Annotated in this window: 16 protein-coding genes; 4 read left to right on the top strand and 12 right to left on the bottom strand. The window is 64.6% G+C overall.

Translation table 11 applies throughout. From position 1 onward, the window contains the following. Positions 1-41: 41 nt before the first annotated feature. From LB569_RS12635 to LB569_RS12625, 3 genes are all read right to left on the bottom strand, one after another. Complete coding sequence (locus tag LB569_RS12635; RefSeq protein ID WP_224692559.1) at positions 42-1,187, bottom strand: PcfJ domain-containing protein; 1,146 nt, start codon at positions 1,185-1,187, stop codon at positions 42-44. 715 nt (positions 1,188-1,902) lie between these two features. Continuing rightward, the gene (locus LB569_RS12630) at positions 1,903-2,487 is read right to left on the bottom strand and encodes an HD domain-containing protein (RefSeq protein ID WP_224540044.1); all 585 of its coding nucleotides are present in this window, start codon (positions 2,485-2,487) and stop codon (positions 1,903-1,905) included. Further along, positions 2,484-3,635 carry a gamma-butyrobetaine dioxygenase gene (locus LB569_RS12625; protein WP_140701831.1) on the bottom strand — a complete coding sequence of 384 codons (1,152 nt, stop codon included), beginning with the start codon at positions 3,633-3,635 and terminating at the stop codon, positions 2,484-2,486. The genes LB569_RS12630 and LB569_RS12625 overlap by 4 nt, the downstream gene beginning before the upstream one ends. 117 nt (positions 3,636-3,752) lie before the next feature. Between LB569_RS12625 and LB569_RS12620 the strand changes: the two genes are divergently transcribed. After that, positions 3,753-4,640 carry a LysR family transcriptional regulator gene (locus LB569_RS12620; protein ID WP_224692557.1) on the top strand — a complete coding sequence of 296 codons (888 nt, stop codon included), beginning with the start codon at positions 3,753-3,755 and terminating at the stop codon, positions 4,638-4,640. Between the two features lie 6 nt (positions 4,641-4,646). Here the strand turns inward: LB569_RS12620 and LB569_RS12615 are convergent, their stop codons facing one another. The 3 genes from LB569_RS12615 to LB569_RS12605 are packed head-to-tail and all read right to left on the bottom strand — an operon-like array spanning position 4,647 to position 6,097. After that, entirely contained in the window at positions 4,647-5,177 is a 531-nt protein-coding gene (locus tag LB569_RS12615; RefSeq protein ID WP_224692555.1) for a GNAT family N-acetyltransferase, read from the bottom strand. A gap of 43 nt (positions 5,178-5,220) precedes the next feature. Further along, entirely contained in the window at positions 5,221-5,529 is a 309-nt protein-coding gene (locus LB569_RS12610; protein ID WP_224540034.1) for a hypothetical protein, read from the bottom strand. Positions 5,530-5,533: 4 nt separating this feature from the next. Beyond that, positions 5,534-6,097, bottom strand: coding sequence for a helix-turn-helix domain-containing protein (locus LB569_RS12605; protein ID WP_224692554.1), 564 nt, complete (start codon positions 6,095-6,097; stop codon positions 5,534-5,536). Between the two features lie 153 nt (positions 6,098-6,250). Here LB569_RS12605 and LB569_RS12600 point away from each other — a divergent pair, with 153 nt between their 5' ends. After that, the gene (locus LB569_RS12600) at positions 6,251-8,083 is read left to right on the top strand and encodes an ATP-binding protein (RefSeq protein WP_224692552.1); all 1,833 of its coding nucleotides are present in this window, start codon (positions 6,251-6,253) and stop codon (positions 8,081-8,083) included. A gap of 249 nt (positions 8,084-8,332) precedes the next feature. Here the strand turns inward: LB569_RS12600 and LB569_RS12595 are convergent, their stop codons facing one another. After that, positions 8,333-9,127 carry a GGDEF domain-containing protein gene (locus LB569_RS12595; RefSeq protein WP_140701837.1) on the bottom strand — a complete coding sequence of 265 codons (795 nt, stop codon included), beginning with the start codon at positions 9,125-9,127 and terminating at the stop codon, positions 8,333-8,335. Between the two features lie 105 nt (positions 9,128-9,232). Continuing rightward, positions 9,233-10,198 (bottom strand): tRNA (adenosine(37)-N6)-dimethylallyltransferase MiaA, encoded by a 966-nt coding sequence (gene miaA / locus LB569_RS12590; RefSeq protein ID WP_224692601.1) that lies wholly within the window; start codon positions 10,196-10,198, stop codon positions 9,233-9,235. On the opposite strand from miaA, the gene serB reads away from it, so the two are divergent. Next, on the top strand, positions 10,188-11,075 hold the full coding sequence (gene serB, locus LB569_RS12585) for a phosphoserine phosphatase SerB (RefSeq protein ID WP_224692550.1): 888 nt from the start codon (positions 10,188-10,190) through the stop codon (positions 11,073-11,075). The two genes, miaA and serB, sit on opposite strands and share 11 nt — an antisense overlap. After that, entirely contained in the window at positions 11,072-11,644 is a 573-nt protein-coding gene (locus LB569_RS12580; RefSeq protein ID WP_224692549.1) for a GNAT family N-acetyltransferase, read from the top strand. Before serB ends, LB569_RS12580 begins: the two co-directional genes overlap by 4 nt. A 44-nt stretch (positions 11,645-11,688) precedes the next feature. Here the strand turns inward: LB569_RS12580 and LB569_RS12575 are convergent, their stop codons facing one another. The 4 genes from LB569_RS12575 to hflK form a co-directional block, all read right to left on the bottom strand. Beyond that, positions 11,689-13,206, bottom strand: a complete 1,518-nt coding sequence (locus LB569_RS12575; protein WP_224540024.1) for a DegQ family serine endoprotease — start codon at positions 13,204-13,206, stop codon at positions 11,689-11,691. A 134-nt stretch (positions 13,207-13,340) separates the two neighbouring features. Continuing rightward, positions 13,341-13,529, bottom strand: coding sequence for a DUF2065 domain-containing protein (locus LB569_RS12570; RefSeq protein ID WP_224692547.1), 189 nt, complete (start codon positions 13,527-13,529; stop codon positions 13,341-13,343). Between the two features lie 6 nt (positions 13,530-13,535). Beyond that, complete coding sequence (hflC, locus tag LB569_RS12565) at positions 13,536-14,495, bottom strand: protease modulator HflC (protein ID WP_224692546.1); 960 nt, start codon at positions 14,493-14,495, stop codon at positions 13,536-13,538. Then, complete coding sequence (hflK, locus tag LB569_RS12560) at positions 14,495-15,610, bottom strand: FtsH protease activity modulator HflK (protein WP_224692544.1); 1,116 nt, start codon at positions 15,608-15,610, stop codon at positions 14,495-14,497. Before hflK ends, hflC begins: the two co-directional genes overlap by 1 nt. Positions 15,611-15,669 lie beyond the last annotated feature (59 nt).

The raw sequence follows: 15,669 nt of genomic DNA, 5'->3' as shown, positions 1-15,669 counted from the left end.
CAAGGCCCCGCGCGGCATATCCGCCGCGCGGGGCCTTGGTGTCAGTTCCTCTGCATCACGCCCCTCGCCTTGGCCCAGCGCTCTATGACCTTGCGCTCATCGGGCAAGGCGACGCGGTTGGAGAAACCGCGCACCTGCACGGCACGGTTCTGCGAATCGAGTTCGATCGTCAGCAACCGCTCGATCTTGCCGAGTGCCGTACGCCGCAGCACCCAGATCGAGGCGTTGCCGGCGATGCATTTGGCCGCATAGGTCGACACGCAGTGATGCATCGCCCTCGACTCCGCGACCAGGTCCTCGGCCGTCCGCAACTGGCGAACGAAGAAGCGCTCGCCATGGGCTTTCGCTTCCTTGGCCGAAGGCTGCCACTCCCAATCCTCGAGCCGCGAGCCATCCCAGGCACCATCCTTTGTCGGCGAAGCCCGGCCGGCGGCGCGGCGGCGCATGGCCTCGATACGCTCGATCGCGGCAATGTCGCGGTGCCATTCCGACATCTGCCGGCGCAGCGAGCCGAGCGTGCGGCCCTTCAGGCTGTAGGCCGCATCGCGCCGGTGCATGGCGCCGACATAGTCGCAGAGATCGTCGACCTCCTCCCTCGACGTGGGCTGTGCGCAGAAGAAACGCGCCACCTCACGCCAGAAGGCCAGATCGGCGCGCGGCGTGCGCGCGATCTTCGTGCCGGCAAGCCGTGCCGCCAGGCCGAGATCATCCGTGCAGGACCGAATGATCGCCACCCAGAACGCCTCCTCGAAGGTGAAGTCGCCCGACAGGTTCAGGAAGCAATGCACCTCCTTGCGCGAGAGCCACGCATTGGCGCCCGCCTTGTAGAGCGAGTCGCCGCGCGCGACCGCGACATACCAGGCCTTGCGCAGCGCGATCTCGTCGGCATTGAGCCCCGAGCCATCATGCCAGATGGCCTCGAGCGCGGCCGAGACAGGGTAGCGCGCATAGAGATGACGAGCAGCGGCCAGTCGCAGGCGCGCGGGGTCGCGCGTCTTCAGCTTCGGACGCCACAGCGCGCCATCGCGGATCGCCACGCCGGCAAAGCCCCGGCGCACCTCGTCAAGCGCCCGCTCGAAATCCGGAGCGGGACGCGGCATGGCGCAAACCCGCCGCAGCGTTGCATCATATGCTTCAGTACGTTCGCGCTCGGCCTCGTGCCTGCGCTGGATCATGGACCTGGCCATGGCCGTTCTTCCCAATTGGAACCCTGTCAACCGCACGCTCTTCCAGCGCCGGCACGGACTGTGTCGATCTGGGTTGGCGTGACATTTGACGGGTCTCCTCTGGGGATGATTGGTTGGACTGGGCGCGCTCCCTAGGCTCCCGCCGAGGTCGAGGTCAAGGCTATTCTTTCAATGTTTACAAAGGTATGGCTAGGTGTTGCAAAGACGCATCTCGAGCTTGCCGGCAGCCGCCAGCGTCGGCTGGGAGCTTCTCTGCTCCCACCGCTTCAGTGACATGGGTGACGCCGATGTCGCGCATGGAAATAGCTGCGCGCGTCGCGGCCAAACGGTTGCCGGATCGTCGGAAAATTAAAAATCCGGTAAGGCGCGGATCAGCCGGTTCGACCGCCGTGCAGGCGCGAAATGCGGGAACAAGATCTCATCTTCGCCTCCATCATACGTGTGGTCGATATCCGCGGCAGCTCTGGCCGCAGGTTGGGCGCGGCTAATATCTGGAAATAGAGGCATCGACAAGATGGCGGGCCAGGTCGGCTTTCACATCGAGAAAAGCGGCAGCGGCAAGCTCACGCGGCTCCCCGCCTGGGGTGACCGGCGATGGCGCGAAAATGTCCGCGCCGGCCAATCTCTCACGGCAAGCCTCCGGCCGGTATGCGGCCACCGCTTCTTCGCCGTCGAAGCAGAAACACATGAGCTGTCCCCCCGGTGGTTGGTTGCGTCAAGGCCGATTTGCGAAGTCGTGCACGACTCGCTGCAGCAGCGGCACGTAGTCGCGAAACGCCCGCGTCTCCATATTGGCGACCTTGCCGCCCTCGTCCCAGATGCGAACCCGCACCGCTTCCTCGTGGAACGGGTTCTCGCGGAACTTGGCCACCTCGTCGGCACTCATGGGTCCGCCCTGCAGGGACAAGGTATGAACCGAAGCCGGCGACAGCCTGGAGAAATAGGTCGGGTCGGTGGCGCAGAGATAGCGCTTGGCGGCGACATGCAGCCGGACGCATTCGACGATGACCGGCGGGAAGAACGGCGCCAGCACCTCGCCACCGGCCTCGTCGTGATGCTTGTCCTCGACATCGTCAGGCGAATAGGTGCCGAACTCGCTGGTGTAATGGCCGATATCGTGCAGCAGAGCGGCGGCCACCAGCACTTCTGGCGCGCCATCCTGCTCCGCCAGCCACGCCCCTTGCAGCATGTGTTCTGACATGGTCACCGGCTCGCCGAGATAAGATTCGGCGCCACGGCGCTCGAAGATGTCGGCGATGAACTCGACGATATTGTCCGCGTTCAAATCCTGGCCGCTCATTCCGCTGCCTCCTTGAAGCCGTGTTCGATCGCCGCGAGCGTCGACAGGAGGCCGTCCTTGTCGGCGTAGCATCCCTGCAGCCAGCGCTTGCCGGTGCCGGAAAACGCCTTGCGGGCATGCATGACGCGGGTGTTGTCGACGATGAAGGCCTGCCCTGCTTCCAGCTTGAAGGTCACTTCGAAGGACGGGGCCTCGATCAGTTCGGCGAACCGACGATAGGCGGCATAGTAGGCGCCCATATCGGCGAACGGCACATCGACGACAGGCGCCAGCGAACGGTTGTTGAAGCGGATGCAGATGAGTTCGCCATCCGGCCCGAGTTCGATCATCGGCCGCTTCGCGTGCAGCCGAACACCGGATGAACCGGCATATTCGAAGCGTGCCGGACAGGAACTCAACAGCCGGAAACCTTCGGGGTTTTCCGCTTGAAGGGCGGCGGCGACGGCAAAACCGTCGACGACGCTGGATTCACCGCCCTCCACCGTGTTCTCGATGCAGGCCAGGATCTGCAGCGTCGGCACCGGATCGCGATAGGGATTGTCGGTATGCGCCTGCAGGCCGAGATTGGTGTAGGCGAGATTGCTGGGATTGACCTCGGCGCGTACTTCGAACCAGCGGCCGTAATTGGTCTCCCTGATGTAACCGAACAGGTCGGACACTTTGCACAGCGCCCCGGATTCGGTCGGCAAGCCGTCCATCACCGCAAAGCCATAGGCCCGAACCGAAGACAGCCATTGGCGCAGGACGTTGCGGTCGTGGCTGGCGGCTGCATAGCCGGCACGCGGCACCGAATTCTGCATCGTCGCCTTGGTCCAGCGCGCAATCTCGTCACCGGTCCAGCCGGCTTGGCGCGCCATGTCACGATCATAGGCATTGGCGCTCAGCCATTGCGCGGGAAAGCTGACCGTCTTGCCTTCCGGAATGAAGCGGACTTCGAGGGCATCGCCCTTGATCGAGGCCGCGTCGATCCTGGTATCCGCCGGAACGTCGAGGATGGTGATCAGCCGCTGGCCGTTACCGGCACTGCGCGTCTTGTCGTCGAGCGCATTGTCGCGCAGCCATATCGCGTGAAAGCGGGTGCGCCTCCCGTCCTGCCAGCCAAGTTCGATCGTTCTGCCTTCGTCGCCAACCAGCGCGTGGGTGAGCATGAAATCCGTCCTGTCGGCTTGTTGCCCACGGTTCGTGCCGTGGTTTCGATTGCATGTTGACCGCCCGAAAGGCATAATTCAAATTATCATTTTTTGACCAATGACATCGATTTGCTAATGACTCGACGAACCATACCCACCTTGCCACCGCTCGACTGGCTGCGCAGTTTCGAGGCAGCGGCGCGGTTGTCGAATTTCACGGCGGCGGCGGCCGAACTCGGCCTGACCCAGGCAGCGGTCAGCCAGCACATCCGGCTGCTCGAGGAGCGGCTGAAGACGCGGCTGTTCTCGCGGCTGGCGCGCGGCGTCGCGCTGTCGCCGGAGGGTGCGGCCTACCTGCCCCACATCCAGTCGGCCTTCGCCACCATTGGCAGCAGCACCGCGGAACTGTTCGAACCGCGCGCCGTCCAGACCGTCTCGATCCGGGTGCCGATCTCGTTTGCCCTGCTGGCACTGGTGCCGGCGCTGCCCGATCTGGCCGAGGCGTTGCCGCGCATCCAGGTCGATCTGGTGACAATCCATCGCCCCACGGATTACGATCTGCCGGGCTCGGCGCTCGACATCCGGTTCGGAAACGGATCCTTTCCCGGACGCGAGGCCGAGAGGCTGACCACCGAACGGCTCGTGCCGGTGGCAAGCCCGGTTTTGGCCGACGCCGACGACTGGACCTCGCTGCCGCTGCTGCTCGTGGCCGGCGCGCGCGAGATGTGGGCGGAATGGTTCGCGGCGGCCGGATTGGCCGGCCATGCGCAGCGGTCGCATCGCTTCGACAGTTTCGTCGCCGCGATGGGGGCGGCGAGCGCCGGCGCCGGTGTGCTTCTGGGATCGCGCCCCCTGGTCGACGCGGCGCTCGACAGCAGGGCGCTGGTCCGGCTTTCCGATTTTGAACTCTCCAGCACGTCAGGGCATTTTCTGACCAGGCCGTCATCCGCGCGGCTGACCAGCGCCGAGCAGGATTTCCGCCACTGGCTTCTCAGGCGTCTTGCCGGAAAGGCCTGGGCCTGACTGGTGCTAGCGCGATGCTGTGCCGATACGCTTCCAGTAGATCAGCGTGCCCGTCAGCCCGCCATGCGGCTTCAGCGCATAATCCGGTATCTCGCCGGCCAGGGTGAAGCCGAGCGTCTCGTAAAGTCCCGAAGCCCCCTCCTCCGTCGCCGTGTCCAGAACCAGCAGCGTGCGACCCTTTTCCGCCGCCAGACGCTCGGCGGCCCGCATCAGGCGCGTCCCGACACCCCGGCCCCGGCATTCGACCGACGTCATCAGCTTGGCGATCTCGGCCCGGTGCGGCTGGTTGGGCGGGCAATCGAGCAACAAGGTGACAGTACCGACCAGGGCTTTTCCGTCCCAGGCCCCGAGAACCATTCTTTCGCCTTTTGCCGCCGAGGCCAGGGACTTCTCCCAGAACGCGCTTGCCGCCTCCAGCGCCAGCGGATGCATGAAGCTGACCGATCCGCCGGCGGCAACCGTTTCGACCAGCAGATCGGCCAGGACTGCCAGGGTTCCCGTGCTGGCGGCCAAGGGCCCGATTTCGATGGCATTCATAGCTGGTCCTCCGGAAATGATTGATAAGTCGGTGGCGCCGGCGTCAGTCGAGATGGCGCACCCGGCGTCGCTTGCGCGCGGCCTTGATGGCGCTGATACGCTCGGTGTCTTCTTCCCTGAGATGCCGACCGCGCTCGAGGATTTCGAGCGTGTATTCCTCATAGGTCAGGCCCAGCCGTTCCGCCCTGTCCATGCGCATCAGCATCACCTCGCGGCTCGGCGCCTTCCACGCCTTGGCGTGTGCTGCCTGCCAGGCCAGGAAGATGTAAGGATCGCCCTTGCCCCATGGCGGCCCCTTGTAGTCATCAAGAGGCGGCCCCCCATTGTGGGAGCGCTTTGGCCGGTTCGCCATGATGTCAGCCCCTGACCAGCGCGACGAGATAGTCGGCGCCCGGCTCCAGCGCGTGGAAGATGCAATCCGAAGGCGCGCCCAGCGCCAGGCAGTCGCCGGGTTCGAGCTTGTGAACCTGATCACCTTCGGTGAATTCGAGTTTTCCCGAGATCAGCCAGATCTGCTGCTTGATGAAAGCGTAGGACGCCGCGGGCAAGCTGACCTTGGCGCCCGCCGGCAGGTGGACCTTGATCAGTTCGAGCGGCATCTCGCTCGCCGGCGACAGATGCCGTCTGACATAACCCGTATCGGGGTCACGCCACACCGGCTGGTCGGCCGCGCGCAGCAGCCCGCCGCCTTGCAGTTCCGCACGCGCGATGAGGGTCGACAGCGTCATGCCGAAGGCCGCCGCGATGCGCACCAGAAGTGCTGCGGTCGGGCTGGTCATGCCGCGCTCGATCGTGCTCAGCATCGCCTTGGAAACGCCGGACCGTTCGGCGAGTTCGGCCAACGACCAGTCCCGCACGGTCCTTTCGGTGTGAATCCGCTTGCCGATGGTCGAAGAAATATCGTTCGCTATATCATCCATTCGTCCATTATAGCGAAGCAACAAGACTCGTGAAGAGCCATTTCGCCACAATTTGCATCGGGGCCTTAATCCTCTCTACACCATCCGACCTCATCCGACCTTAACCCCGTTCCTGTAGGTTCCGTCTCCAGGGAAATGGGGATTGGCCTGTCCATGTATGTCGAACGCGAAGCTTCCGTCGGAGAACCGACATCTCAGGAGCGCCGCAACGCAGAGCAGAACGACAGGCGCATCCTCGGCAACGTCGTGCAATGCGACGGCGCGCGCGCCACCATCGCCGCCTACGCGGACGATCACGACGGCGCAATCACCGGCCTGTGGACGGTCGGCAAGATGATCTCGATCAATCTGGGCACGACGCGCACCGTTGGCCTGGTCTATGCGATCGGCAAGTCGGATCGCGCCTGGAGCAACGAGGGCCAGAACGCCATCGAGGTCAGCATCGAGCTGATCGGCGAAGTGCGCGACGGTGCCGAACCCGGCGCCAAGCCGATCTTCGACCGCGGCATCACCACCTATCCGCATATCGGCGCCGTCGCGCACCGTATCCGCACGCGCGACCTGCAGGCCGTCTACGATCTGGCCGGCCGCCATTCGATCACCATCGGATCGCTGGCGCAGGACGAGGCGATCGCCGCCAACATCGCCATCGACGATACGCTGGCGCGCCACTTCGCCATTGTCGGCACGACCGGCGTCGGCAAGTCGACCGCCGTGTCGCTGCTGCTGCGCAAGTCGATCGCGGCGCGACCCGACCTGCGCATCCTGATCCTCGATCCGCACAACGAGTTCGCGGCCTCGCTGCCCGAATATTGCGTCAAGGTCGATGCCAAGACACTCGACCTGCCGTTCTGGATGTTCACGTTGGAGGAATTCGCCGAAGTGCTGTTTCGCGGACGCGAAACGGTGCCGGAAGAGATCGACGCCCTTCGCGACCTCATTCCGCTCGCCAAGAACCTCTATCGCAACCCCAATTCAGGCGCCTACCTCAGGCGCGGCAACGATGCGCTGACCGCCGATACGCCGGTGCCCTACCGCATCGCCGACCTGCTCAAGCAGATCGACGAGCGCATGGGCATGCTCGAAAGCAAGACCGACCGCCCGACGCTCAAATCGCTGAAGACGCGCATCGAATCGGCGGCCGCCGATCCCCGCTACCGCTTCATGTTCAATTCACGCCTGATCGAGGACACCATCCACGAGACGATCGGCAACATCTTCCGTGTCCCGCATCATGGCCGCCCGGTGACCTGCTTCGAGATGGCCGGCATGCCATCGGAGGTGGTCAATTCCGTCTGTTCCGTGCTGGCGCGTCTGGCCTTCGACCTCGCTCTGTGGAGCGAAGGCAAGCTGCAACTCCTGTTTTTATGCGAGGAAGCGCATCGCTACATGCCCGCCGACCCGCGCCTCGGCTTCGCGCCGACCCGGCACGCTCTGTCGCGCATCGCCAAGGAAGGCAGAAAATATGGCTGCTATCTCGGCGTCGTCACCCAGCGTCCGGGTGAGCTCGACCCGACCATCCTGTCGCAATGCTCGACCTTCTTCGCCATGCGGCTCGCCAACGAGCAGGACCAGGCGATCATCCGCTCGGCCATCGCCGACTCTTCCGCTTCCACGCTGGCTTTCCTGTCCTCCATGGGCCAGCGCGAAGCGATCGCCTTCGGCGAAGGCGTGGCGACGACCATGCGCCTGAAATTCGAAAGGCTGCCCGCTCACCTATTGCCCGGCACGGCCAAGCGCGAGGAAGAAGTCACTTCGAAAACCGGCGACGTCGATCTGGTGGCGATCGTCGAGCGGCTGCGCAACGTGCCGAAACCGACGCAGCAGGCGATGGCTTTCGCCGAGGTGGTCGATTCCGGCCGGCAGGCCGGCGACCCCGACTACCGCAAGCCGCCATCGGCGGCACGCGTGCAGTCGGACGAGGATTTCGATACGCGCTACGGCCTCAAACCCGCCACCTTCGGCCTGCGTCCGCAGAACGATTGAGACCTGGGCGCTACAAATCTCTGCGAACATTTCCAAGAATCCGCGCAAGCGGATCACATCCCGTGTTCGTCGGCAAGCTTGGGTAAATCCCGTCAGGGAATTCGTCAGGCTGAGTCGGCTGGCGTCGGTTTCGAACCGGAGCGGAGCGGACATTCAGTCCGTGAGCACAGTTCTACTGCGACGCAGTAGAATGGGGAAGCGCAGAAAACGGCGCCAGACGGCCGGCCTCACGAATTCACTGACGGGATTTTAGGCGCAGACGCGGTTGCGGCCCTGCCTCTTCGCCTCATAGAGCTGGCGGTCCGCCCGGCGGTAGAACTCCTCGGCCGTTTCCTTGCGGTCCCAGACGGCAAGCCCGACGCTGGTGGTGATCTTGAGCCGGACATTGTTGCCGGAGAGGATCGACATGTTGGCGATCGCCTTGCGGATGCGCTCGGCGAATTTGGCCAAAAGGTCCGCCTCCATGTTGGGCGTGACCACGGCGAACTCCTCACCGCCCAGCCGTGCCACCACGTCATGATAGCGGGTCATGTCCTTGAGGCAGCTGGCGACGGCCTTGAGCACCTCGTCGCCAACATCGTGGCCATGCGTGTCGTTGACCTGCTTGAAATGATCGAGGTCGAGGATCATCAACCCGACCGGCTTCTCGATGCGCCGGAATTCCTCGAGATATTCCTTGAGCGCGTCGTCGAAATAACGCCGGTTCTGCATGCCGGTCAGGCCGTCGGTCAGGGCGGCGTGCTCGAACGTCTCGGAGCGGGCGCTGAGCGAAACCGTCATGGCGCGCAGCTTGCCTTCTTCCGTCGCCTGTCTGCGGATCAGCGGATAGATGAAGAAGATGCCGAAAAACAGCGCGGTGGCAAGCAGTACGCCGGTCGCGAACAGGAGCTTGTTGAGGTAGATGACCTTGTCCAGGCCCGAGGGTGTATGCAGTTCCGTGGAGAAGGATTGTAGTTGTCCATAGGCGTGCAGCGTCACCAGGCCCGCGGCCAGGATCACGAAGATAAAGACGAAAAAAGCGGATTCCGCCTTATGGAAACGCATCTGCTCCCCGATGGAAAAGTGCCCCACGACCTTATGGCACGGACGGACTTACGGAGCGTTAATTCCGACAACTTCGGCGGGAACCCTGACTGCGGGGTCAACTTTTTAAGTTGCATTAGCAACAAGTGTTTGGATCGTCGTTTCGAAATCGTCACCGGGGCACAATCTCCGCCATTCCGGCCCCAGCTGATGACGAAACCACGTCGCCTGCCGCTTGGCATATTGCCGTGTTGCGATCTTGGCGCGTTCGATCGCTTCGGGAAAGCTCGATTGCCCCGCCATGGCGGCCTGCAGCTCACGAACCCCGATCGCCTTCATCGCCGGCAGGTCCGGATCGAGACGCAGGGCCGCAAGCTGCTCGACTTCCTCCAGCGCGCCCTTGTCCAGCATCTGGTCGAAGCGCCTTTCGATACGGCCGACCAGCGCCGGCCGATCCGGCTCGATGACCAGGAAATGCGCGCTCCGCCTGTCGATCAGCGGCCGGCCGCGCTCGGCCTGCCATTCCAGGATCGACCGACCGGACGCGTCGAGCACTTCGAGCGCGCGTACGATGCGATGGCTGTCGGTCGGCTTCAGCTGCATGGCGATTTTCGAATCCTCGCGCAGCAGGATGCCGTGCAACTTGACCGCGCCGTGCTCCTTCAACTCATAGCGCCAGCGGTCACGAATCCGCTGCGGAATGTCGGGCATTTCCGAAATGCCTTCGGCCAGGGCGCGAAAGTAAAGGCCGGTGCCGCCGACGAAAATCGGTCGCCGCGCGAGCGTTCCCTCGTCGATGAGTTTCATGACGTCGCGCAGCCAGGCGCCGGTCGAGTAGGCCGTGCCTGGATGGACATGCCCGTAGAGAAAATGCGGCGCTCGTGCGAGGTCGGCCGCCTCGGGCCTGGCGGTCAGAACGTCGAGAACCGAATAACCCTGCATGGAATCGGTGTTGACGATGACGCCGCCTGTGCGTTCGGCCAGGTCGAGCGCCAGCGCCGACTTGCCGCTGGCGGTCGGCCCGGCTATCAGGATCGCGTTCTTCACGCGGCCTTCGTCCGCATCCGCGCCGGAATTCTCGATGCCGCTCATCGCCACGCTTGTGTCCCGTCCCATTGACCGCGCTTTGTCGCCGTCGCTTGCGAATATGGCCTCAGGATCGGTGGGCGCAAGCGCTGTCGTCTGGCTTGCCGAAGGCATTGCCTGCGATCTGGCCCTGCCGCAAGGGGCCGATGCCGCCGACATGACCGACGCGTTGCGCGCCGCACTGGCCTCGGAGCCGGTCGACGTCATCGTCCAGCAGGCTGAAACGAGGCGGAAGAAAATCCTCATCGCCGACATGGATTCGACCATGATCGACCAGGAGTGCATCGACGAACTGGCCGATGAGATCGGCGTCAAGGACCGCGTCGCTTCGATCACAGCGCGGTCGATGAATGGCGAGATCGCCTTCGAGCCGGCGCTGCGCGAGCGCGTGGCATTGCTGAAAGGGCTCGACGCGGCCGTGGTCGACCGTATCGTCGCCAACAGGTTGACATTGGCCTCGGGCGGCCGCGCGCTCGTCCAGACCATGCGCGCCGACGGCGCCTGGACGGCGCTCGTCTCGGGCGGCTTCGAGGTGTTCACCACGCGCATCGCCGCCATGCTCGGCTTTCAGGAGAACCGCGCCAACCGCCTGCTCGAACAGGACGGACGCTTCACGGGACTGGTCGGCGAGCCGATCCTCGGCCGCGCCGCCAAGGCCGATGCATTGCTCGAAATCTCGGCGCGTCTTGGCCTGACGCCGGCCGATGCGATAGCCGTCGGCGACGGCGCCAACGATCTCGACATGATCCGCCTCGCCGGCACCGGTGTCGCGCTGCACGCCAAACCGACGGTGGCGGCACAGGCCAGGGTTCGCATCGACCATGGCGACCTGACCGCATTGCTCTATCTGCAGGGCTACCGCCAGGAAGACTTCGTGCAATGAAACCACTCCGTACCGAACGCCTCATCCTGCGCAATTGGGAGGATCGCGACCGCGGATTGTTCCACCGCATCAATTCCGACGAACGCGTGATGGAGTTCTTCCCGTTTCGCCGCGATCGGGCGACGGCGGATGCCAAGATGGACGCGTTGCGCGCCGCCATCGATCGCGACGGCATCGGCTTCACCGCGGTCGAGGTCGCCGCCACTGGCGAATGCATCGGCTTTGTCGGCATAACCGGAACCGACCACCTCGACTTCCTGCCGGCCAGCATGATCGAGATCGGCTGGCGGCTGGCGCCTGAATTCTGGGGCAAGGGTTACGTCACCGAGGCCGCCGAGGCATGGCTCACCCACGGCTTCGAAACGCTGGGGCTCGACGAGATCGTCTCCTTCGCGGTCGCCAACAACGACCACTCGACAGCGGTCATGCGGCGCCTCGGCATGAGCGCCGATCCATCCGCCGATTTCGATCATCCCGGCATTCCCGACAGCCATCCCGCGCTCAAGCGGCATGTGTTCTACCGGCTGTCTCGCCAAGACTGGCAGGCAACAAAGAGGGCGGCCCGTTAGCCGCCCTCTTTCTTGAAATCAAAGCGTTGCAGGGTTTACCGGATTCAATCCATCCGGATCGTCACGAACCTCAACTCACCGGTCTTCGACGCCAGCATCAGCAGCGCGTTCTTGCGCCCCTGCTCCTTCAAGGCACCGATCCGGTCCATGACGTCCTTGGGCGTCGCGACCGATTCCTGCGCGATCTCGGTGATCACCTCGCCCGGCTGGATACCGCGTTCGGCGGCGGCCGAATCCTTGGCCACGTCGGTGATGACGACGCCGGAGACATCGGCGGCGATGCTGAACTTCTTGCGCGTCTCGTCATTGAGCTCGCCGACCGTCATGCCGAGCACCGCGGCGGTCGAAACGGCCGGAGCCTTGTCGCCGCCCTTGTCCTGGTCGGTGTTGCCATTCTCGCCGCTGGCGAGCTTTTCGCCATCCTCGAGCCGGCCGAGCGTCACCTTCACCGTCTGCTCGACGCCCTTGCGCACGATCAGCACGTCGACGGCCTTGCCGACCGGGCTTTCGGCGACGACGCGCGGCAGGTCGCGCATTTCATGGATATCCTTGCCGTCGAACTTGATGATGACGTCGCCGGCCTGGATGGTACCGTTGTCGACAGGGCCGCCCTTGATGACGCCGGCCACCAGCGCGCCCTTGGCGGTCGCCATGCCGAGGCTTTCGGCAATGTCGTCCGTCACCGGCTGGATACGCACGCCGAGCCAGCCGCGCCGCGTCTCGCCATACTGGCGCAGCTGGTCGACAACGCCCGAGGCGAGCTGCGAGGGAATGGAAAAGCCGATGCCGATCGAGCCGCCGGACGGCGAAATGATCGCCGTGTTCATGCCGATGACCTCGCCGGCGCTGTTGAACAGCGGTCCGCCCGAATTGCCGCGATTGATCGCCGCGTCGGTCTGAATGAAGTCGTCATAGGGTCCCGAATTGATATCGCGGTTGCGCGCCGAGACGATGCCGACCGTGACCGTGCCGCCGAGGCCGAACGGATTACCGACCGCCATCACCCAGTCGCCGACGCGCATCTTGGTGGAATCACCGAATTTCACCGCCGTCAGCTTGTGGCCTTTCGGGTCGACCTTCAGCACGGCGACGTCGGTCTTGGTGTCGGTGCCGACCAGCGTCGCCTTCAAGGTCACGCCATCGGAGAAATTGACCTCGATGTCATCGGCGTCGGCGATCACGTGGTTGTTGGTGACGACGATGCCTTGCTCGGCGTCGATGACGAAGCCGGAGCCCAGCGACTGCACCTTCTGCGAGCCGCCATCCTTCTCGCCGCCCCGATTCTTGAAGAAATCGTCGAAGAAATCCTGGAAGGGCGAGCCTTCGGGAAGCTGCGGCATCGGCACCGCGCCCGGCCCTTCCGTGCCCTTCACCGTCTGCGAGGTCGAGATGTTGACCACGGCGCCGAGCACGCGTTCCGCCAGGTCGGCGACCGAGGCAGGCCCATCCGCGGCGAATGCCGGTGCCACGAAGGACGGAACGGCCGCGGTGCCCAGGACAAGCGCCGCGGCGCCGGCGACCAGCGTCCGTCGAGCGGCGCGCAAAAAGGTGTTGGATGTCATCGAGAAGCCTCCCGGCATTTCTGAAAGAGAAAAGCGCTTCGACGAAAACGCCGTGTCGCGCCATGATGGCAAGAAATACGGCACGTTTGCGGCTATGACTATCGGCAGAGTGTAAATCGAGCGTTATTCCGCTTCTACCCGCCCCGCACCAGCCAGACGACACCGACGCCGATGGCGATCGCCACCAGCCCACCGATCCGCAACGCATTCTCCGGCATCGACAGCACCTCGCCGGCGAGCTTCCTCGCAAAGCCGGGAAAGCCGCCATAGACCAGGCCCTCTATGACGAGGACCAGGCCTATCGCCGCGAAGAAGTCCTGCACCGGCCGTTACTGGCCGGTGCTTGGTTGTGCCGCCGGCGCGGCGGGTGCCGCCGGCGCGGCGGGTGCCGGCGCTTTCGCCGGGCCATCCTTGCCGTCGGGGTCGCGGAAGTAGCGGAAGAACTCCGAACTTGGCGACAGCACCATCGTCGTCCCGGTATTGTCCAGCGCGGTGCCATAGGCATTCATCGACCGGTAGAAGTCGAAGAAGGCGGGATCCCGCTTGTAGGCGTCGGCGAAGGTGGCGCTGCGCTGGGCTTCGCCCTCACCGCGCAGGATCTCGGACTCTTTCTGCGCCTCGGCGATGATCTCGACGACTTCGCGGTCGGCGCGGGCGCGGATGCGCTGCGCCGCCTCGTTGCCGCGCGCCCTCAGCCTTTCGGCTTCGGCCAGCCGTTCGGCCTTCATGCGGTCGAAGGTCTGCTGCGAGACCTCGGCCGTGAGATCGGTGCGGCGGATGCGGACATCCTCGATCTGCAGGCCGAGCGAGGTTGCGTCGGGCCGCAGTTGATCGCGCACTTCGCGCATCATCACCGCGCGCTCTTCGGAGAGCGCGGCCTCGAAGTCGCGCAGGCCGTAGACGCGGCGGAGCGCTGCGTCGAGACGGGTCCTGAGCCGCGCCTCGGCCAGTTCGATCTGGCCGGACACCGCGGCGCGGAACACGCGCGGATCCGAGATCCGGTAGGCGATGAAGGCATCGACCTCGTAGAACTTGCCGCCCGAGACCTGGACACGGATGTTGTCGAGGTCGAAGCGCAGCACGCGGTTCTCGATCAGTTGCACCGTATCGGCGTCGAAGAACGAGAAAGGCGCCTTGAAGTAGATGCCGGGCTCGGTCTTGACGTCGACGATCTCGCCGAAGCGCAGCACCAGCGCCTGCTGGCGCGCATTGACCACGAAGACCGAGGAATAGATGAGGAACAGGATGACCGCCGCGATGACGACGAATACGGGAAGACGGTTACCCATCACTGGTTACCTCCCGTGGTCGCGCCAAGTGCCGCCGGAGCCGCCGGCTTCTGCTGCAATGCCGGCAGCGGCAGATAGGGAACGACCCCTTGCCCGTTGCCCTGCTCGACGATGACCTTGCCGGAGTCCTTCAGAACCTTCTCCATGGTTTCCAGATAAAGCCGCTTGCGCGTCACGTCGGGCGCCTTGGCGTATTCGTCATAGACCGAGATGAAGCGCTGCGCCTCGCCCTCGGCTTCCTGCACGACCCTGTTCTTGTAGGCGGCCGCGTCTTCGCGGACCTGTGCGGCCTCGCCGCGCGCCTGGCCGAGCTTCTGGTTGGAATACTGGTTGGCCTGCTCGACGAACTTGTCCTCGTCCTGCTCGGCGCGCTGCACCTCGTCGAACGCATCGGCCACTTCGCGTGGCGGCGCGGCGTCCTCGATCGAGATCGCGTTGACCTGCAGGCCGGCCTTGTAGCCGTCGAGCGTATTCTGGATGATCTCGCGCACCGAGGCCGCGATGCCCTGGCGGTCGTCGCGGAAAATGTCCTGCGCCGGCCGGCGGCCGACGGCTTCGCGCATGGCGCTCTCGGCGACCTGCCGCAGCATGCCGTCCGGATCGGAGACGTCGAACAGGTAGGCGCGCGGGTCGGAGACCTGGTAGGCCACCGAAAACTGCACATTGACGATGTTCTGGTCGCCCGACAGCATCAGGCCGTTGCCGCTGGTGTTGCCGCCGCCGATGTCGACGAGCTGCTCGGAGATCTTGGCGGTCTCGACGGTCTCGAGCGGCCACCAGTGGAAATGCAGGCCTGGTTGGGAAAGTTCGGCCTTCGGTTTGCCGAAGCGCAGTTCGACCGCGACCTCGTCGGGCTGCACGGTATAGACCGCCTGGAACGCCCACAACACGACCAGCGCCGCCGCGATCAGGCCGAAGACGGCCGGACTGGCGCCACCGCCGCCGGGCAACGCGCGCCTCAGCCGATCCTGGCCGCGGCGGATGATGTCTTCGAGGTCGGGAGGCGACCCCTGCGGGCCGCTCGGTCCCTTTGGTCCCTGCCCCCAGGGTCCCTGATTGTTACCGCCGCCGCCCCATGGGCCGCCGCCTCCGCCACCTTTGTCGTTCCAGGGCATGAATGTCCTTTCGCTTGGAATTCCCTCAAGCGCCGGAGTTACGGCGCAAATCCAGTGTC

The organism is Mesorhizobium sp. BH1-1-4 (assembly GCF_020165665.1).
Taxonomy (GTDB): Bacteria; Pseudomonadota; Alphaproteobacteria; order Rhizobiales; family Rhizobiaceae; genus Mesorhizobium.
Note: the sequence above shows the minus strand (reverse complement) of the source record. Positions and strands in the feature narration are given on the sequence as shown.